The organism is Salinimonas iocasae (assembly GCF_006228385.1).
Taxonomy (GTDB): Bacteria; Pseudomonadota; Gammaproteobacteria; order Enterobacterales; family Alteromonadaceae; genus Alteromonas; species Alteromonas iocasae.
The window spans coordinates 2,482,018-2,500,044 of sequence record NZ_CP039852.1 but is presented as its reverse complement, the minus strand read 5'-3'; the positions used below and the strand labels follow the sequence as shown (position 1 = coordinate 2,500,044).

The following is an 18,027-nucleotide window of genomic DNA, read 5'->3' as shown; positions in this document are numbered from 1 at the left end:
TACTCATCTGACAATATGACACTTTTATGTCATTTTTGTGACAACTATATTGACAGATACCAATGGTTACGTACACTTCGCGACTTATTGTCCTGCCTGCTTTGAACGGCAAGGGCGCTATACTATCTGGTTATCTCGGAGGCCACTTTGGCGCGGCGTTTTTCTCTATATTTGCTTCCCCTGTGTTCAGTTCTGTCTACCTTTCCCTCTCACGCAGAGCTGCTAAATACCGACTGGGTAAAAATACCAGGTAAAAATCAGTCCGGCATTCTCTTCGGTGGCGACGACCAGTTTGCATCAATGCAGCTTAATATCCGGGGACAGTTTCGTTACTCATCAAGGTTTCCTGATGTACCCCGAGAGCCTGATGATTTTCAGGGAGCAGAAAAAGACAAGTTCAATGTGAATCGGGCGCGCCTTAAAGCAAAGGGACATGTAGGCAAGCCGTGGCTCACTTACTCGTGGGAGTATGAGCTGGCTGATGAGTTTTTGCTCGATTATCAGTTCAGGTTCGAAAAATACGATGCACTGAAATTTAAAGCTGGTCAGTGGAAACTTGAATACTCCAGAGAACGGAGTATCAGCAGCGGTGGACAGCAGATGCTGGAGCGTTCTTTGATTAATCGCGTCTTCACTATCGACAGACATAAAGCTGTTTCGGTATATGGGCAGTTTAATAAGGGCACCCACGCCGATATTAACTACTGGGCAGGTATCGCCAGCGGTCAGGGGCGTGGAAATGATATTTCCGGGCCAGGACGGCCGCTTTATTTTGCCAGAGTGCAGTGGAACCCCACTGGCAATGGCGTCGGGTTTGTTGCCAGCGATTTAAAAGGCCATGAAGATCTTGCAATCTCGGTAGCTTATTCCTGGGCTGATTACGAGAGCCTTTTCAGTCGCTTTTCATCCTCAGGGGGGGGCCAGGTAAAACGCTGGCCTACCACAGAAGGGCAAATCAATGATGTGAGTCAGTTCAATCTTGATTCTGCGCTTATGTACAAAGGATTTAGCTGGCAGGGTGAATATCATGAAAAAGAAGTGCAGGCCGCCGGTCAGCCAACACTCGAGTTGGACGGTTTTTATGCTCAGGGTGGATACTTTGTTCATCGTGCCCTATCATGGTGGCCAAAGGATGTTGAAATGGCAGCACGCTTTGCAGCCTACGAATCACAAATCGATTTTAATACCCACACTAACCGTGAAAGAGCGGTAGCGGTAAACTGGTTTTTGGACGGTCACAACAACAAAATTACGGCTGACATCACGAAATACGATTTGAGCAGTGATGAATACCCTGATTATGACGATACCCGGTTCAGACTACAGTGGGATGTCACATTTTAAATACCGCAAACAAAAAAAGGCTCGCTTTTTATGCGAGCCTTTTCTTTAGTTGATACACGCTATAGCCCTGTTCTGCGCTGAGACTGAGAAGTATTCAGTAATGTACAGCGAGATCGTACTTCGAGCGGGGCGAAAAATTATTCTGAAAAAGCGTGAGTCTACTGTGCGTGTGGTACCGGTACTTTATCAGACCTAATAAAACGTGCTGGCTATTGGATTAATTGCCTGAAAAGAGTTCAGACTTTTTCTTAATCTTACAGTCAAAAATTTTCTGAGTGTTTTTTCTTCCAATATAAAAAGCCACTGTGTATGGGTGTTTACGCTGAAAGAACTTTGCTACAGACTTAATCATAAATCCTCCTGTTCTTCTTTTACGATTTTTATACTATATCAATATTTGGCAAGGATCTAGTTTATTTCACACAACTGTCATAAAAGTGAAATATTCAGATGTTAGCCGAGGAATTGCCTGTCCCGAATTGGGTGAACTAGTCATTGGCAGAGGGCGTAACATAATGAAGTACTTACTACATAGCCGGGAAAAACATCCTTGCGCTGTGCTGGTAATTGCACAGTTCTAAGAATTATGCACGATTCTTACCAATATTTAGTTATGAGGTGTAGCATGACAGAATCAAAAGATAAGAGCAGTAATGAGAAATCCGAACAGCGCAATAAAGAAGACGTCAGCGAAATAAGTGAAGACGAAGCAGAAGCCGGTGTACCGGATGACGAGAGCATTGCCGGTGAGGAAGACCCCGGTTCAGCGATAGAGGAATGGGTGAGAGACAAGAAAGACTACGAAGAGCGCCATAAGAACGACGCGAAGAAATAATAACACCGTCTGTGTGTTACTTTTCTACAATAGCTGGTATGAATTACAGGTCTTCAAAGTACAAATGCGAAACGAATAGGCGATGCTGGTAAAGGGGGATTAACAAAAACACGGTCTGGTAGGAAGTAAAGGATTGACCGCGTATCAAAAGGGCTAATGCCATACATAGCGTTAACACCGACGAAATCGTTAGACCTGTAAACGAACTATTGCACTGTCGAAGTGCAGCAATGATAAAATTGTGAGCATTTTGCTTAAATCTCACACTCTCAGAAAGATGCGCCCGGTGATCTCAAGCATTCTGCCAAACCGGGCGTAATGTATTATTTGCTTTCGCTGAATTGCTCGAAAGCCTGCATGGCATCAGCTGCGTACATCAGTGAAGGGCTACCTCCCATATAAATCGCCATGGCCAGTGTCTCTTCTACTTCCTGCTGTGTTGCGCCCAATTCCACCAATGCTTTAGTGTGAAAGCCTATACAGCCATCACATCGAGTGGACACACCTATTGCCAGGGCAATCAGTTCTTTGGTTTTTTTGTCCAGCACGCCGTCAGCCGTAGCGCCTTTGGCCATCGCAGAGAAACCCTGCATTGTTTCTGGAATATTGTTGCGCAGCCCTTTCATATTAGAGGAGATGCGTTGAATAATATCAGGATAAGATTTGCTCATCGTTCGATTCCCGTTTAATAAAGTTATTGCGTGGTCTGCTGATAGATTCGAAATTCTTTTATCGTATATACCTAATTTACCATTTATATCACTACTGATAGCAATACACCTATTCAGTTATTCAGGAATATCTTTTTTAAAGATTGGCACTCTCCATCCCCACTTTAACGCGCCCAGGCGTAATGAAACGGTGGTGACCAACGAGGCTAAGATACACCACAGATAAGGCGCGCCGGCGTACAGCATTCCGGCATAAACGAGGCCGCCAGCAATACAGGCTGTAGCGTAGAGCTCACATCGCATAACCAACGGCACCTTCCGGGCAATAACATCGCGCATCAGACCCCCAAAGATCGCAGTTACTGTACCTAAGGTTATGGCAACAGCCATACCAGTCTCATTAATCAACGCCTTCTCAATACCGATGACATTGTAAAGTGCGAGCCCGAAGGCATCGAAACCAATCATTAGTGTGTTTGATATTCCCGAATTTAACCGGATTAATATGACCGTAACAATGATTGCGCCGTAGGTAGAATAAAGATAATCCGGTTTATCGATCCAAAAAATGGGCTGGTCAAGTAACACATCTCTTAATGTGCCACCGCCCACCGCAGTAATTACGGCCAGTACTATCACGCCAAAGCTATCGACCTCTTCTTCATAGGCAACCAGAGCACCTGATATCGCAAAAAAAGCAATACTGACTGTATTAAGTAGGTGAAACCAATCATCGCTCATTGTTGTGTCCATGTTTATCTTACTTGTAGGATTTTTTAGTGTTAAAAATTTTTTAGATCAATAATTATCAGGCGAACCGGGCGTCACGAAGCCATTTACCTGAATTTTCAAAAGATTAAACACAGGGGGGAGGTAAGATAAAACAAGGTGGTGTGTGAGTAATGGTTTCTGAAATTATACTTTAGTATAAATTTCGCTGAATTTTGACCGCTATCGCACAATAGTGCGTATGACACACTGTGAAAAAGTTATAGGTTTTATCATGTCAGCGCCACAACTAAAATCAACGTTCCTATCCAGCGATGCTTTGGATGCGTTGTCTTATTTTTGCACTATCCGTCAGCTATCGGTTCATTCTCTGGAGCTTGCTGCCCACAACATAGTAGCGAAGCTCTATGACAGTTTGTCACTGGAGGTAAAGCTGATAGACAAAAATCATGCGCAGATGATATTGCAGTATCCTGACTTTACGGAAGATTATATGATGTCGCGTAAAAATGGGTGCTGGGAAGCATTACATAGTTAATGAAGCTGTAAATATCACTTAAGTGCTATTTTTCAGCGCTTTATGACATCAATTTAACGAAAACCTGCATCCGGTATTATCTGAAGTGAGTATTGTTGATAAACAACACTAATTTACGGATGATATTGTGGTTAAATCACTTCCTCTTGCTGCTATTCCCTTTTCTCTTTTTAGTTTAAGCCCCCTAGCTGCTTATCACGACATCGAAACTATCGAAATAAAAAGCCGACAGGTCAATCTGGTCGGTGATGCCATATCGGCTGCTGAGGGTGTAGTGGGTCAGCAGGAGATTGAACTGCGGCCATTGAATCGTACCGGTGACGTACTGGAATTTGTGCCGGGCATGGTGGCAACGCAACACAGTGGTTCGGGAAAAGCGAATCAGTATTTTCTTCGTGGTTTTAATCTCGATCACGGTACTGATTTTGCCACGATGGTTGATGGGATGCCCGTTAATATGCGTACCCATGGCCATGGCCAGGGATATACTGATCTCAATTTTATCATTCCTGAAACGATTCAGTCTCTTAAATATCAGAAAGGCGTATATTACGCACAGGTGGGCGACTTCAGTGGCGCCGGTAGTGCGCAGTTACAAACTATGCGCAAAGCGCCGGCGCCCATGGCTGAAGTTACGCTGGGTGAATATAACTACCGGCGAGCGGTAAGTGTCGTTAATTTTACCGATTCGGTAGGACATTGGCTGGTAGCAGGAGAACAGCAGTTTTATGACGGTCCCTGGTCAGATATCAACGAAGATATTGATAAGACTAATGGGTTGATTAAATGGAGCTCAGAGTTAGGGGAGGGAGATTTTTCAGTCACGTTTATGAGTTATGATAATAGCTGGAACAGCGCTGATCAGATTCCTTCACGCGCAGTAAGTTCAGGTCTGATTGATAAGCTTGGCTCAATCGACGACACTGTGGGCGGCGAGTCCAGTCGATATAGCCTTAGCGCTGACTGGTCCAGTGACAAATGGCAGATTTCTGCTTATGCAATTTCCTACGACCTCAACTTATGGTCCAACTTCACTTACTTTTTAGATAATCCTGAACAGGGCGACCAATTTGAACAGGTCGATGAACGCATTATTTACGGTGGTCAGGCTGCTTATACTTTCAGTCATAGTCTATTCGGAGCACCCTCTGTGACAGAATTTGGCGTACAAGCCCGGGTTGATGATATCGACGAGGTGGGTTTGTACGCAACCCGCGCCAGAACCCGGCTGGGAACAACCCGCAGCGATGCGGTAGAGCAAAGCAGCCTGAGCAGTTATGTGCAAAGCGAAATACAATGGACCTCTGCCTTTCGAAGTGTGATAGGTGCACGCACAGACTTTTTTGATTTCTCAGTGCGCGATCGTGCAGGCATCAACCGTTTTGGTGTTGACCTTTCATCGAACAGTGGCGATGCGTCTGATGATATTACTTCTTTTAAAGGAAGTTTAATTTACACAATGTCCCCGGAATGGGAAATCTATGGCTCGGCAGGGCAGGGGCTACATTCTAATGATGCCAGAGGAACAACCATACAGGTAGACCCGGTATCCGGAGATGCCGTGGAGCAGGTTAACCCGCTGGTACGTACAACTGGCTTTGAAACGGGTTTGCGTGCGTTTTATGATGAAACACTCAGTGCTTCTGTGTCGCTGTGGCAGCTTGAGCTGGACAGTGAATTGCTATTTGTTGGTGATGCGGGCAATACCGAGGCCAGTCGTCAGAGTAAACGGCGGGGTATAGAGCTAACCGCCTATTATTATTTTGCACCTGAATGGAGCCTGGACGTTGAATACGCTTTTACAGACGCTCAGTTTACTGACAACGATGCTGCCGGTGACGAGATCCCCGGTGCCATTGAGCATGTTTTGCAGGCGGGAATAAGCGCAGATCTAGATAACGGCTGGTTTGGCAGTCTGCGAATGCGCTATTTTGGTAGCCGGCCGCTGACAGAAGACGGTAGTGTGTCCTCGCCCTCAAGTATGCTGTTTAATGCCCAGGCAGGCAAAACGTGGAGAAACTGGCAGTTTACCGTCAGCGTGCTGAACCTTACCGACAGTGATGATCACGACATTGATTACTACTATGCGTCGAGGCTGCAGGGCGAGCCACCAGAAGGTGTTGAAGATATCCACTATCATATATTTGAGCCTCGCACCGTGCGTATAGCAGCGCGATATCGGTTTTAATAATAAATAAGCATTATTAAAATATAATTAATACTTTAGTATGAACTTTTTTTGATAGTCTTGCGTAATTAATCTCCAAATTATCTCGACACTGTCTTTCACTTTCGTACTTAACTACGTTACCCTGTCTGCTGCGGTGTCTTCAAGACAGGGTTTCACCATGTTCATGCGCACTGCAAGACACCAGCAAACGGTGTCAGATATCTCCTCTAAATTGTCTCAGCATCAGGCGTTTTACGACGCTGTCAGTCATGCTGTTCCGCTAGTTAAGTTTACGCCAGATGCTGTCGTCACTGAAGTAAATGAGCAGTTTGCGGATATGATGGGCTTTGACCAGAATGAATTGCCCGGCAAGCGGCATTCCGCGCTGTGCACTGCGTCATTTGCAGCTTCCAGCGAGTACCACAGACTGTGGCAAGACCTGCAATCCGGTAAAACAGTGCGCGGTACGTTTGCGCGCGTCCATAAATCCGGTCAGACGGTCTGGCTGGAGTCTACCTATTTTCCTGTTCTTGATGAATACGGTAAGACACATTCGGTTGTGAAAATCGCTTATGACGTGACACAAAAGCATGAGCAGTGGCTGAGACTTACTGCACTGACCAACGCGCTCGACCGGTCTACCGCTATTATTGAGTTTGACCCGGATGGCACGATAAAAGATGCCAATGAGAATTTTCTCAATACCGTGGGCTACAGCAAGCAGCAGATTATCGGCAAACACCACAGAATGTTTTGTGATGATGTTTTTTATCAGAAAAATCCGGATTTCTGGCAAATCCTGGCCCGCGGAAAAGTAGAGTCAGGGCTTTATCGTCGTCTGGATGCCAAGAACCAGGAAGTTTGGCTAGAAGCGACGTACAACCCGGTTTTCGACGATTTTGGGCAGGTGGTGTCGGTAATAAAATTCGCCACTAATGTGACACAGTCGGTACAAGAAAAAGCAACGGTGCTTAAGATCACAGAAGTGGCGTTGTCCACCGCCCGTGAAACGGCGCAAGTCGCTATAGATGGTAAAGCCTCACTGGCGGAAGCGGTCAATGGTTTCAATGATACACTGAATGAGGTTAATGAAACGAACGTTCTGATGAGCAGCCTGGGAGAACAGTCTTCCCGTATAGAGGCGATTGTTTCAACGATACAGGGCGTGGCTGAGCAAACTAACCTGCTGGCGCTTAACGCGGCCATTGAAGCTGCACGGGCCGGCGAGACCGGCCGCGGATTTGCTGTAGTGGCCGATGAGGTTCGCCATCTTGCTCAGCGTACTAATGAGTCGACGGTTGAAATTGAATCTGTAGTCAATGAAAACAAACGCTTGTCTGATAAGGCGTCAGAGCACATGCAGCGAGTAAAGCAGCATGTGGATAAAAACAGTCAGTATATCAGCGGTGTGCAGTTAACGATGGAGAAGATTGAAGCCGGTGCAGTGAATGTCACTGACAGCGTGTCGCGCCTGTCGGGAACGTCTGACCACCTATAATCCGTGCTCGAAATTGATTGCCCGGCCAATTCCCTCGATGCCGGGCGTTATATCCTGAGGACTGGCACCTAGCTGAGATAACTGTGATTTAAGCTGATGGATAAATTCCTCACTACGGCCAAACCGAATTTTCATCAGAATCGGCTTCTCGGTATCTTTGGCAACATCTTCTAAGCCAAACTTGCGTTTCCCGGACACGGTATACCGTGTTCGATGCGCATTAATTGTCGCATCAGTGTAGCAATTAGCTACTGCAATCGGAAAGTCCGGCAAGTTGGCACTGCCAAAGGCGTAATCATCGTGTACCTGTTGATGGCTGTCGCAAAGATCTTCACCGTCCATCTTAAATACGTCGTTATGACCCAGCGTTACTTTATTTAACGCGTGAGGATTGAGTACCCATACAGTCGGCGTGGTCACATCAAGCTGCCATATCGCGAAATACAGTGCTATCAGCGGGCTGGTGCTCCAGTGCAATAATCTTGTAGGTATGCCGAATCGATCGGCCATGGTGTACCAGCAAAAAGCGCGGTTACCACAGGCTTCCTCAGGCTGAAAGTGCTTTACTCTTCGAACAAAGTCTTCAAAGATGACACCTTCTCTATCTGCAGCAATATTATCGCGCCATTGCGTTGACCGCATGATGACTGGTGTCAGGCGGTACATAGAGCTCTCAACCCCTCTGAACCATAGTGCACGGGGATCACAGTCAAGTTTACGCGCAATAAGAGCAACAGATTCTACAAAATCACTGAGCGACGTGAGTGGTCGCGTATTTTGTATATAGCCGTGACGTTGTTCAAATTGCATAGTAAAAAATATCTGTGTAAAAATTTTGCGCTACGCTATCACGCAAATCTTGGAAAAGCTTATACTTTCGTATAAATAATTGGTTTTTTTTAATCTCTGCATCTTGCCCGGGTATCGGGTTTGAGAAAATAATAACAAATGTCGCTTTAAGCTATCAGCATAAAACTGTTTTCGCTATGACAAGTCTCAATTCAAATGTAATCCAGGCCGTTTCAGAGTTTTGCGCATATTTGGGCATTTCTTTGCAATCTGTTGAAAGTCAGACCCGCAAGGTTATTGGACGACTGTGTTGTCAGCGCAGCCTTTATGTCTATATTATCGACTCAGATAAGCTGGAGTTTGTGATTATTGACGTTCTGAATACCCAAACTTACTTCGCCCAATTCATCTTCGGCAGATGGAAATTTGCCCCTGAGCCACTTTCTGCCTGAATACTATTTTTTAGTATCCGGCACCGAACTTTTTACTCTTGCCAGGGTTATAAACCATGAACCCTGAAAAGAGGAGCAGACATGTTAGGTAAATCGTATCTGGTAGTCGCTAATCAAGCAGAAGCAAAAATCTTTATAGAAAAAGACGGTGCCACCAACTTTGAACCGGTGGTTACGCTACTTAATGAAGACGGCAGAGCCACTGACTCAAGTCTGGTCACTGATCGTCCTGGCGCTATCTCAGCGCCCAGTAATGCCGTCCAGGGCGTTGATACAATGAGCCGTAAAGACGCCTCAGAGGTTGAGGCTAAAAGATTTGCAGGTACCGTAACGGACTGGCTGGAAAGTAAGCGTTGTGAAGAAAAAATCTATCACATCGATATTATTGCCGAAGCAGGGTTTTTGGGTAAGCTCAGAAATCACATGAACAAGAACCTCGAAGAACTTATTGGATGTACCGTCAATAAAGATGTCGTCAGAGAAGATCATGAAACCTGGCAAAATTATCTTAAAGAAGCGGGGCGAGGATCTACCCTGCAATAGGCAGGCGGAATTTACGCACTCGTTTTAACATAGACAAAACCGGATATGGCGAACATATCCGGTTTTTATTTTAAGCAGGATGGCTTTCGGTTAATTCGCTGACCATCTTTTCACGCATTTTAAACTTTTGAATTTTTCCGGTTACTGTCATTGGATATGCGTCCACGATACGGATGTAGCGAGGAACTTTAAAATAGGCGAGTTCAGCTTTCAGGTACGCTCTCACCGCATCTTCATCCATAGCGGCACCTTCTCTGACTTTCAGCCATAAGCACACCTGCTCTCCAAATTTATCATCTGGAATGCCAAACACAGCTGCATCGCTGACATCCGGATGCAGATAGAGAACCTCTTCTATCTCGCGTGGGTAAATGTTCTCACCACCGCGTATAATCATATCTTTCATGCGGCCAACTATCGTAACGTAACCTTCTTCGTCCATTACGCCCAAATCGCCGGAATGTAACCATCGCTGCGAATCAATAGTGGCACGGGTTTTTTCCTCATCGTCCCAGTAGCCCTGCATAACACAGTAGCCACGTGCACAAATTTCACCGGGGCTGCCAACGGGCACAGTTTCATTCTGCTCATTTACGATTTTAACCTCAGTGTGCGCCATGGCACGACCAACGGTTTTGACCTGTTTCTCCAAAGGCGAATCAGTATCGGTAATATGGTTGATGGGACTGCATTCAGTTTGTCCGTAGCCGATAACCACATCGGTCATATTAAATTGCCCGTGTACCTTTCGCATAAGTTCTTCAGGGCAGGTGCTGCCAGCCATAACACCAGTGCGCAGTGTACTTAAATCAAATTCAGAAAAATTCGCTAGTTCCAGCTCAGCAATAAACATTGTAGGCACACCGTGTAATCCTGTGCATCTTTCCTTTTCTACCGCGCGCAGCGTGGCTTCCGGATCGAAAGACTCTCCCGGGTAAACGGCACATGCACCTTTCGCCAGACATACCAGGTTACCCAGCACCATCCCGAAACAATGATACAAAGGTACCGGGATGCAGAGTCTGTCGTTGTGCGAAAACTGCATAGCCTCAGCAACCAGTAAACCGTTATTTAAAATATTTCTGTGACTTAAGGTCGCTCCTTTTGGGTTTCCGGTCGTGCCTGAGGTAAACTGGATATTGATAGCATCCTCAGCAGACAGCGTTGAGGCTATGTGTTCTACTCTCTCGTAATCTTCCTGACGCCCGAGCTGTTGCAGCTCCTGAAACGGCATCATACCCTCGCAATGCTTATCACCAATGCTGATAACACGGGCCAGATGGGGCAGTCGCTCGCTGGCCACGTTACTCTGTTCACATTGCTTTAGCTCAGGAGCCAGGCCATAAATCATCTGGACATAATCCGATGATTTGAACTGCTGCGCCATGACCAGAAATTTTACCTGAACATTATTAAGTGCAAATGCCAGCTCATTAGGGCGGTAGGCGGGGTTAAGGCATACCATTATCGCGCCGATTTTGGCGGTCGCCATCTGAATCAGGGCCCATTCAATGTTATTTGGCGACCAGATACCTACGCGATCACCTTTTTCAACGCCAATGGCGAGCAAGCCAGCGGCAACGCGATTGATTTCTCTCTGGTAAGTCTGATAATCCCAGCGAATGTTCTGATGCGACACGACAATGGCATCTTGCTGTGGGAATTTGTCGACAATATTGTCAAAGTGTTCGCCGATAGTTAATTCGCTCAGTGCAGGGTTGTCAGGCCCGGAATAATAGCTTTGAGTAAGAGGAAAAGCGGCAGAAGGACTCTGGTGATGCAACGTCATAATTGAAAGCTCCATGCTAAGGCACGTAAAATAGGGAAACGTTGTTACGTTAACTCATCAGCGATCTTGCTGAACTACGAGCATGGATTCAGAATAAACAAGCAAAATCAGACATGCAATGGCATAGGACTAAAGTCGAATCCTCTTTTGAAATGTCGACATGTTAGTCGCGTTGCGATAAGTCTACGGTCAACGAGTCAGGGTAATTCTTGCGATGGAGGGTGACCAAATTCACGGAAATATTCCCTGCTGAATTGCGATGCACTCGTGTAGCCTACCTCAAGAGCGCTGGTGGTCACGCCCGAGCGCCCTTCACGCAGAAGGGTGCGGGCGTGTTGCAGCCGAAGCCGCTTTTGGAACTGTAAGGGACTGAGCGCTGTTACCGCTTTAAAATGAGAATGAAACGCCGAAACACTCATGCCGGCGAGAGAGGCGAGCGAGTCAATAGACAGTGGCTGCTCGAAATGGCTGTTAATCCAGCTGATCGCTTTAGATACTTTTCTTATAGCAGAATCAGCCTGCGCGATTTGTAACACTTCAGGCCCCATTTTGCTGCGTAATAACCGAATCAGTATTTCATCAATACAGTGAGGGACGAGTAGGTCTGCATCTGTTTGCTCTGCGAGAATACTGAACATCCGGTTGGCTGCGGAAACAATACCCGCGGTCGCGTCACGCACATAGACCGCCCGGGTAGATTTTCGCTCTGGTACGCCATCGGGAAAAACTTTTGCTGATAAACGGTGCAGGGCCTCAGGTTGTAGCGGAATAACCAGACAAAAATAAGGCGCCTGCTTACTTGCCTGGGTGACCCGAATACTTATCGGAACAGCTGCTGAATACACCACCATCTTTCTGTAATCGTATTCAAAGGTGGTATCTGCCAGTGTGACCTGCTTGGCGCCCTGGGGAACAATACAGATACTGGGCTGCGACAATACGCAGGTGGTTTCACTTTGTACCTCTGTAGAGCGCACAACATGTAGCAAACCATCTGCTATATCAAACCCGCCATCATGAGGGGCAAACGCAGAGAGAGCCGAACTGAGTGCTTTATAGTCATCGTAATGCGGCAAAGCGTCTTCACTTTTTACATCTGATAAATCAATCATCCAACCCTCTCTTACTGTACGTCTTTTAATTAGCCTGGTTGTAGGTGTCTGCGTCGACCTTTTCCATCCATGTTACTACCTGGCCCTTTTCGTCAGGTGCCTGAATGGCAATGTGCGTCATGCTTGTACTATCAGATGCGCCATGCCAGTGGCGCACGTTGGCAGGGATCCAGACCCGATCACCCGGCTTTATCGGCCGGGCTTCATTTCCTTCTGTCTGTACCCGACCTTCGCCACGGGTTACAACCAGTGTCTGACCTTTGGGGTGCGTGTGCCAGTCAGTATAAGCACCTGCCGAGAACTCAACAACCGCGCCTTTATAATCCTGATGATCAACGGATTCAAACATGTTGCCTACCTTTACACTGCCGGTAAAATGGCTCGCCGGAGCATTGCTTAATGGTTTGGCCTGTTGTAATTGCAAGTCCTGCGCATTGCTGGCTGTTGATAATCCGCCGCTTAATGCGATGGTTAGTGTGATAAGTAGATTAGGTTTCATTAGCTATCCTTTTTAATAGATGGTAGTTCGACCTGCATTACAGCTTTCAGGCGCTGGTTTCTGCCGAAGCCAGATCCGAAGTACGGGATCGGCCAGCAAATTTGAATGTAATAACGGTGACGATGACGGCCTGGCCCAGATAAAAGGTAAGTAATTCCAGCAGACTGAATATAGTGGCGAGTTGTCCGGCAATCAGTGTGGGAATGGCCGCACCGGTATAAGAAGTGGCAAATATAACTGCCAGTACACCTGCGCGCTCTTTTTCTTGGATACCCTTAATCAGCGATCCTACGCTACCTGTAAGTACTGCGCCCTGCGCAATACCTGCAAGTATGCAGGCCACAAAAAATAGCGGTAAAGACGCGGTATACATGCTGTATATCAGACCTGCCAGAGCAACGCAGAACAGAAGCATCCCACCCCGTTGCGCGGTGCGGTTTGACACCCATGCGTTCACCTGTCCACCCATTACGCCGGGTAACAGAAAAGAAGAAAACACAGCCGCTGCGGCCAGGATGCTATCACTGTGTAATTGTGTTGCTGCAATAGACGGCGCAAAGGCCTGGAAAAAGCCTCCCACCGACCAGGTTGCTAAAAACGTCAAGGCTGCGACCGGGTAGCCGGCTCTGGTGCTGGCAGGCAACTTAAACTGGGGTCGCAATGAAGACAGCACACCGGGCATTCTTTTAACCGTCTCGGGCGTGAAATACAGTAAGAGTGCACAAATCAACAGCCCGGCAATGGCTACGCCATAGCAAAGTGTCAGTGGAGCCGGCGCATACTCAACCAAAATGCCGGATAACATAGCACCGCATGTCAACCCTACCAGCGGAGCGTTACTCACCAATACGGATGGCAACCAGGGTTTTTCTGGCGGGGCGGTATCGACAACTAATGCACTTATGCCACTTGAAGCCAGCCCACAGGCAATACCCAGTAGAAACCGGCCGAGAATCAGCGGAAAGGCGCTTTCAACAATAGTAAATAACAAGCAGGCACTGCCTGCTAATGTCATCACGAGCAACGCCAAAGGCTTTCTGCCAATATGATTTGATAATCTGCCAAAGAAAATCAGCGCAGATACAGCACCGATAAAATAGACCACCGAGGTTAATGCCAACTGCTGATAGGTTACGTCATACAGCTGGTGGTAAAGATTGTAAAGCGGGATAGGTGCAGCCGATGCTGCAAACACCATCAGTAACGTAATACTGGCAATCGAAAAAGAAATATAACGATGTGATAAGCGCATAGTTCCGCCGACTCAGTATATGAAAAAGATAAACGGTGTTCCGGGCAAACAGCCAGAGAACTTCTCTGGCTGTTTGCCCTTAAGATGTTTTTTACGAAAGGTTATGCATCCACTGAGAGTGAAGACATATCGATGACAAAACGGTGCGCCACATCACCTTTCTCAAGGTGGGCGAAAGCATCATTCACTTCATCAGCATTTATCATTTTGCATTCAGGGTGAATATCGTGCTCAGCACAAAAATCCAGCACTTCCTGCGTTTCCTTTATGCCACCAATTAATGAACCTGCAACACGACGTCTGCCAAGTACAAGTGGTGCGGTGATGGGTTCTTCCATCGGACCAATCTGACCAACTATTACCAGCGTGCCATCAATATCTAACAGCGGTGTATATGGATTAAGGTCATGTTTTACCGGCACTGTATCAATAATTACATCAAAGGCATTTGCTGATGCGTCCATCGCCTCTTTATCATCAGAGACCAGCACACCGGTAGCCCCCAGGTTTTTCGCTTCCTGTTCTTTCTTAGCTGAGCGGCTCAATACTGTTACTTCTGCGCCCATTGCCACAGCCAGTTTAACTGCCATATGGCCCAGACCACCCAGTCCGATAACACCGACACGGCTGCCCTGTTTAACGCCAAATTTCTTCAAAGGCGTGTAAGTGGTAATACCGGCGCATAAAATCGGCGCTGTACGGGCCATATCCAGTGACTCAGGAACGCGCATAACGAATTCTTCACGCGCTACGATGTGCTTAGAATAACCACCTTGCGTAATCTCACCGGTTTGTCTGTCCGGAGCACCATAGGTCGGCGTCATGCCGTTCCGGCAAAACTGCTCTTCATGATTCTCGCACTGGTCACAAGTCTGACAGCTATCAACCATACAGCCTACCGCTACATGATCGCCTACCTTGTACTTAGAGACATCTGAACCAACATCAATAACTTTTCCAACGATTTCATGGCCAGGAACTAGCGGATAAGGCTGATCGCCCCAGTCACCATTTACCGTATGCAAATCCGAATGGCACACACCGCTGTATAAAATTTCTATGGAAACATCGTTATCGCGCAGGTTCCGGCGTTCAAAATGGTAAGGCACCATATGTGCGTCAGAAGATTTAGCTGCGTAGCCAATTGTTTTCATAATTCACCTTTATCGTTTAAAAATTCTGTACTATCAGTCTACTTACCTCAGCGATGATAGCTTGCCTATTAATACGTAGCATTTGCCTAAATCTATTCTTATTGGTGAGTAAATACATGCAGGTTAGCTCTGTGCTAAGTACGATAACAATTATCACTTTCTTATAATCCTGATTTTCTGCCTGATTATCCTTACTCTACTTACTATTCATCATCTCAATTTCTGATTGGATTAGTCTGCTTTAAATAGTGATTTGCATAGCTTGCTATGCAAATATGATTACTGTATAAATAAACAAGTACTGTATGTTTATAGAGTGTTTTTATGCTTGTACAATTGTCTATCAAAAATTTTGCTGTTGTGCGGGAATTGACGGTTAATTTTGAGCATGGGCTTACGGCGATTACGGGGGAAACCGGTGCAGGTAAGTCTATTGCCATTGATGCGTTAAGCTTGTGCCTTGGCGAGCGTGCCGATGCAGGCTCAGTGAGAAAAGAAGCGAGCAAGGCAGAAATCGTCGCACATTTTGCGCTTACCGGAAATTCAGCGGCAATGGCCTGGCTGGCTGAGCACGAACTTGAGTCCGATGACGATGCAGAAAGCTGCTTTATTCGTCGGGTGGTATCTAAGGAAGGTCGCTCAAAAGCATTTATCAACGGTGTGCCGGTATCCTTGCAACAGCTTAAAGGGTTTGGGCAATATCTTTTAGCTATTCACGGGCAAAATACACATCTTCAGTTGTTAAAGGATGATGTGCAACGTAATCATCTGGATAGCTTTGCTAATCATAAAAACCTGATCGATAGCGTCAGTCGGGCTTTCCAGCAGTGGCGCGATGCACAAAAACAATATCAGCTATTACAGCAACAGGCACAAAGCCGGGCTGACAGACGCCAGCTTCTCGTGTATCAGGTTGAAGAGCTCGATGACTTTGCCCTGGCTGACAATGAGTTTCAGGAACTCGAAACAGAACATAGAAGGCTGAGTAATGGTCAGGCTTTATTAGAGCAGGCCCAGACCAGCTTTTATAATCTTTACGAGAATGACGAAGGCAATGCATTGTCGGTCATACAAAACAGCCTGGAGCGCCTGATACAGTTACAGGAACATGATGCCAGCCTGTCGCCTATCATCACAATGTTGAATGACGCATCGATTCAGGTAGAAGAAGCCGCCTCGGAACTTCGCAGTTATTGCGACTCCCTTGAGATCGATCCGCTCAGGCTCCAGCAGGTTGAAAGTCGCTATAGTAAATGTCTTGAGCTGGCCAGAAAACACAGTGTGGAACCTGAAAATTTGTATAGTCTTCATCAGGAGCTGGCGCAGAAATTCAAACAGCTTGAAGATGAAGATAATCAACTTGAAACGATAGCGGTTGCACTGGATAAAGCCAAAGCAGATTATAAGAGTGCAGCTCGTAAACTGTCAGATTCCAGACAGGAGGCTGCTGGTATTTTTGCGCAAAAGATAGAAGCGCAAATTCGCCAGATGAATATGGCACACGCCACAGTGGTCGTGGATGTCTCGTTTAGCGCTGACAAAGCACCGTCTAATCGTGGCCTTGATGAGGTAACGCTACTGGTATCCACTAACCCGGGGCAGGATCCGGACAGATTGGACAAAGTTGTTTCGGGGGGCGAGCTTTCCAGAATCGGGTTAGCTATTCAGGTTCTTGCAAGTGACCAGAGTGCCACACCAACCATGATTTTTGATGAAGTTGATACTGGTATCAGTGGCCCTACCGCATCGATTGTAGGCGGTTTATTGCGTAAGCTTGGTCAGCGCAGTCAGGTAATGTGCGTTACACACTTACCTCAGGTAGCGGCACAAGCGCATAATCAATTATTCGTAACAAAACTTACTGATGGACAGAGCACGCAAACCATGATGATGGCGCTGGCTGAGCAGGAGCGAGTTGATGAGTTAGCGCGACTATTGGCCGGTGACAAAGTGACAGATTCAGCATTAGCGAATGCCAGAGAATTATTGAAAAGTTCGGGATCGAACTAATAAGCGGTTGATTGGTCATAGTGGGGTGGGGTAGCATGCTCCGCATTAAAATTCGTATTGCCGGAGAGGCTTTCCGGCATCCGAGACCATAATAAAAGTAACTGGACCTGAATCTCGAATGAAGTTGTATCAATACCTACTGCTGGCTGTGCTGACTGTTTCTGCTACAGCGTGTTCAAACTGGATTTATCGAATTGATGTCCCTCAGGGTAACTTTCTTGATGAGCGTGATGTTAAAGAGCTACGTAAGGGTATGTCTAAAGACCAGGTGATTTACGTGCTGGGTCACCCTGTTGTTGAAGATTCCTTCAATGAAGATACTTGGTACTATGTCTATGACATGAAGCGCGGAATGAGAAAGCGTGGCGAAGATTTTCAGAAGCAGTTAATTCTTACATTTGATAATGATAACTTGGTGACTGCAACAGGTGACTTCGAGCTGTCAGAAGATTTTGATACGCCACTTGATGAATAAGGCTATATAGAATTAAAACTCGACCTGTTCGGTGATGGACAGGTTGTTCCTTTTCCTACCATTTTGTGATTGTTTCGGGTGAACCAGACCCCCAAATTGGGTTTACGCTAATCTGATTACTCGTGTAGCACCACGCCAGCCCCATAATTAGCTACTCTTCAGCGTTT

General features: G+C 46.4%; 17 protein-coding genes. 9 read left to right on the top strand and 8 right to left on the bottom strand.

From position 1 onward, the window contains the following. Window positions 1–147 precede the first annotated feature (147 nt). Both FBQ74_RS11075 and FBQ74_RS11070 read left to right on the top strand, forming a co-directional pair. Window positions 148–1,344: a porin gene (locus FBQ74_RS11075; RefSeq protein ID WP_139756730.1), complete on the top strand. Its 1,197-nt coding sequence runs from the start codon at window positions 148–150 to the stop codon at window positions 1,342–1,344. Window positions 1,345–1,969: 625 nt separating this feature from the next. Next, window positions 1,970–2,179 (top strand): hypothetical protein, encoded by a 210-nt coding sequence (locus FBQ74_RS11070; protein WP_139756729.1) that lies wholly within the window; start codon window positions 1,970–1,972, stop codon window positions 2,177–2,179. Between the two features lie 323 nt (window positions 2,180–2,502). On the opposite strand, the gene FBQ74_RS11065 is transcribed toward FBQ74_RS11070, so the two are convergent. Further along, complete coding sequence (locus tag FBQ74_RS11065) at window positions 2,503–2,850, bottom strand: carboxymuconolactone decarboxylase family protein (protein ID WP_139756728.1); 348 nt, start codon at window positions 2,848–2,850, stop codon at window positions 2,503–2,505. A gap of 117 nt (window positions 2,851–2,967) precedes the next feature. Next, the gene (locus FBQ74_RS11060; RefSeq protein WP_139757944.1) at window positions 2,968–3,591 is read right to left on the bottom strand and encodes a trimeric intracellular cation channel family protein; all 624 of its coding nucleotides are present in this window, start codon (window positions 3,589–3,591) and stop codon (window positions 2,968–2,970) included. 262 nt (window positions 3,592–3,853) lie between these two features. On the opposite strand from FBQ74_RS11060, the gene FBQ74_RS11055 reads away from it, so the two are divergent. The 3 genes from FBQ74_RS11055 (at window position 3,854) to FBQ74_RS19250 (ending at window position 7,785) form a co-directional block, all read left to right on the top strand. After that, complete coding sequence (locus FBQ74_RS11055; protein ID WP_139756727.1) at window positions 3,854–4,117, top strand: hypothetical protein; 264 nt, start codon at window positions 3,854–3,856, stop codon at window positions 4,115–4,117. 127 nt (window positions 4,118–4,244) lie between these two features. Next, window positions 4,245–6,305 carry a TonB-dependent receptor gene (locus FBQ74_RS11050; protein WP_139756726.1) on the top strand — a complete coding sequence of 687 codons (2,061 nt, stop codon included), beginning with the start codon at window positions 4,245–4,247 and terminating at the stop codon, window positions 6,303–6,305. A 160-nt stretch (window positions 6,306–6,465) separates the two neighbouring features. Further along, window positions 6,466–7,785, top strand: a complete 1,320-nt coding sequence (locus FBQ74_RS19250) for a methyl-accepting chemotaxis protein (protein ID WP_139756725.1) — start codon at window positions 6,466–6,468, stop codon at window positions 7,783–7,785. On the opposite strand, the gene FBQ74_RS11040 is transcribed toward FBQ74_RS19250, so the two are convergent. After that, window positions 7,780–8,595, bottom strand: a complete 816-nt coding sequence (locus FBQ74_RS11040; protein ID WP_139756724.1) for an FRG domain-containing protein — start codon at window positions 8,593–8,595, stop codon at window positions 7,780–7,782. The two genes, FBQ74_RS19250 and FBQ74_RS11040, sit on opposite strands and share 6 nt — an antisense overlap. Before the next feature lie 176 nt (window positions 8,596–8,771). On the opposite strand from FBQ74_RS11040, the gene FBQ74_RS11035 reads away from it, so the two are divergent. After that, window positions 8,772–9,026 carry a hypothetical protein gene (locus FBQ74_RS11035; RefSeq protein ID WP_139756723.1) on the top strand — a complete coding sequence of 85 codons (255 nt, stop codon included), beginning with the start codon at window positions 8,772–8,774 and terminating at the stop codon, window positions 9,024–9,026. Window positions 9,027–9,107: 81 nt separating this feature from the next. After that, a complete protein-coding gene (locus FBQ74_RS11030; protein WP_139756722.1) occupies window positions 9,108–9,569 on the top strand; it encodes a host attachment protein in 462 nt (153 codons plus the stop codon). Window positions 9,570–9,639: 70 nt separating this feature from the next. Here FBQ74_RS11030 and FBQ74_RS11025 read toward each other — a convergent pair whose 3' ends face one another. The 5 genes from FBQ74_RS11025 to FBQ74_RS11005 form a co-directional block, all read right to left on the bottom strand. Beyond that, complete coding sequence (locus FBQ74_RS11025; protein WP_139756721.1) at window positions 9,640–11,373, bottom strand: AMP-binding protein; 1,734 nt, start codon at window positions 11,371–11,373, stop codon at window positions 9,640–9,642. Window positions 11,374–11,555: 182 nt separating this feature from the next. After that, complete coding sequence (locus FBQ74_RS11020; protein WP_139756720.1) at window positions 11,556–12,470, bottom strand: AraC family transcriptional regulator; 915 nt, start codon at window positions 12,468–12,470, stop codon at window positions 11,556–11,558. A 25-nt stretch (window positions 12,471–12,495) separates the two neighbouring features. Further along, entirely contained in the window at window positions 12,496–12,969 is a 474-nt protein-coding gene (locus FBQ74_RS11015) for a (R)-mandelonitrile lyase (protein ID WP_139756719.1), read from the bottom strand. Between the two features lie 46 nt (window positions 12,970–13,015). Then, window positions 13,016–14,221 carry an MFS transporter gene (locus FBQ74_RS11010; RefSeq protein ID WP_139756718.1) on the bottom strand — a complete coding sequence of 402 codons (1,206 nt, stop codon included), beginning with the start codon at window positions 14,219–14,221 and terminating at the stop codon, window positions 13,016–13,018. A 101-nt stretch (window positions 14,222–14,322) separates the two neighbouring features. Then, window positions 14,323–15,375: an NAD(P)-dependent alcohol dehydrogenase gene (locus tag FBQ74_RS11005; RefSeq protein WP_139756717.1), complete on the bottom strand. Its 1,053-nt coding sequence runs from the start codon at window positions 15,373–15,375 to the stop codon at window positions 14,323–14,325. Window positions 15,376–15,699: 324 nt separating this feature from the next. Here FBQ74_RS11005 and recN point away from each other — a divergent pair, with 324 nt between their 5' ends. Next, window positions 15,700–17,385 (top strand): DNA repair protein RecN, encoded by a 1,686-nt coding sequence (recN, locus tag FBQ74_RS11000; protein ID WP_139756716.1) that lies wholly within the window; start codon window positions 15,700–15,702, stop codon window positions 17,383–17,385. A gap of 118 nt (window positions 17,386–17,503) precedes the next feature. Then, on the top strand, window positions 17,504–17,860 hold the full coding sequence (locus FBQ74_RS10995) for an outer membrane protein assembly factor BamE (RefSeq protein ID WP_139756715.1): 357 nt from the start codon (window positions 17,504–17,506) through the stop codon (window positions 17,858–17,860). Window positions 17,861–18,027 lie beyond the last annotated feature (167 nt).

Excerpts from the sequence above, each read along its gene's own strand:
- FBQ74_RS11035 (WP_139756723.1), top strand. The coding sequence starts at position 8,772 with ATGACAAGTCTCAATTCAAATGTAATCCAGGCCGTTTCAGAGTTTTGC.
- FBQ74_RS11015 (WP_139756719.1), bottom strand. The coding sequence starts at position 12,969 with ATGAAACCTAATCTACTTATCACACTAACCATCGCATTAAGCGGCGGA.
- FBQ74_RS11040 (WP_139756724.1), bottom strand. The coding sequence starts at position 8,595 with ATGCAATTTGAACAACGTCACGGCTATATACAAAATACGCGACCACTC.
- FBQ74_RS11005 (WP_139756717.1), bottom strand. The coding sequence starts at position 15,375 with ATGAAAACAATTGGCTACGCAGCTAAATCTTCTGACGCACATATGGTG.
- recN (WP_139756716.1), top strand. The coding sequence starts at position 15,700 with ATGCTTGTACAATTGTCTATCAAAAATTTTGCTGTTGTGCGGGAATTG.
- FBQ74_RS11020 (WP_139756720.1), bottom strand. The coding sequence starts at position 12,470 with ATGATTGATTTATCAGATGTAAAAAGTGAAGACGCTTTGCCGCATTAC.
- FBQ74_RS11025 (WP_139756721.1), bottom strand. The coding sequence starts at position 11,373 with ATGGAGCTTTCAATTATGACGTTGCATCACCAGAGTCCTTCTGCCGCT.
- FBQ74_RS19250 (WP_139756725.1), top strand. The coding sequence starts at position 6,466 with ATGTTCATGCGCACTGCAAGACACCAGCAAACGGTGTCAGATATCTCC.
- FBQ74_RS11010 (WP_139756718.1), bottom strand. The coding sequence starts at position 14,221 with ATGCGCTTATCACATCGTTATATTTCTTTTTCGATTGCCAGTATTACG.
- FBQ74_RS11070 (WP_139756729.1), top strand. The coding sequence starts at position 1,970 with ATGACAGAATCAAAAGATAAGAGCAGTAATGAGAAATCCGAACAGCGC.
- FBQ74_RS11065 (WP_139756728.1), bottom strand. The coding sequence starts at position 2,850 with ATGAGCAAATCTTATCCTGATATTATTCAACGCATCTCCTCTAATATG.
- FBQ74_RS11060 (WP_139757944.1), bottom strand. The coding sequence starts at position 3,591 with ATGAGCGATGATTGGTTTCACCTACTTAATACAGTCAGTATTGCTTTT.
- FBQ74_RS11030 (WP_139756722.1), top strand. The coding sequence starts at position 9,108 with ATGTTAGGTAAATCGTATCTGGTAGTCGCTAATCAAGCAGAAGCAAAA.
- FBQ74_RS11055 (WP_139756727.1), top strand. The coding sequence starts at position 3,854 with ATGTCAGCGCCACAACTAAAATCAACGTTCCTATCCAGCGATGCTTTG.
- FBQ74_RS10995 (WP_139756715.1), top strand. The coding sequence starts at position 17,504 with ATGAAGTTGTATCAATACCTACTGCTGGCTGTGCTGACTGTTTCTGCT.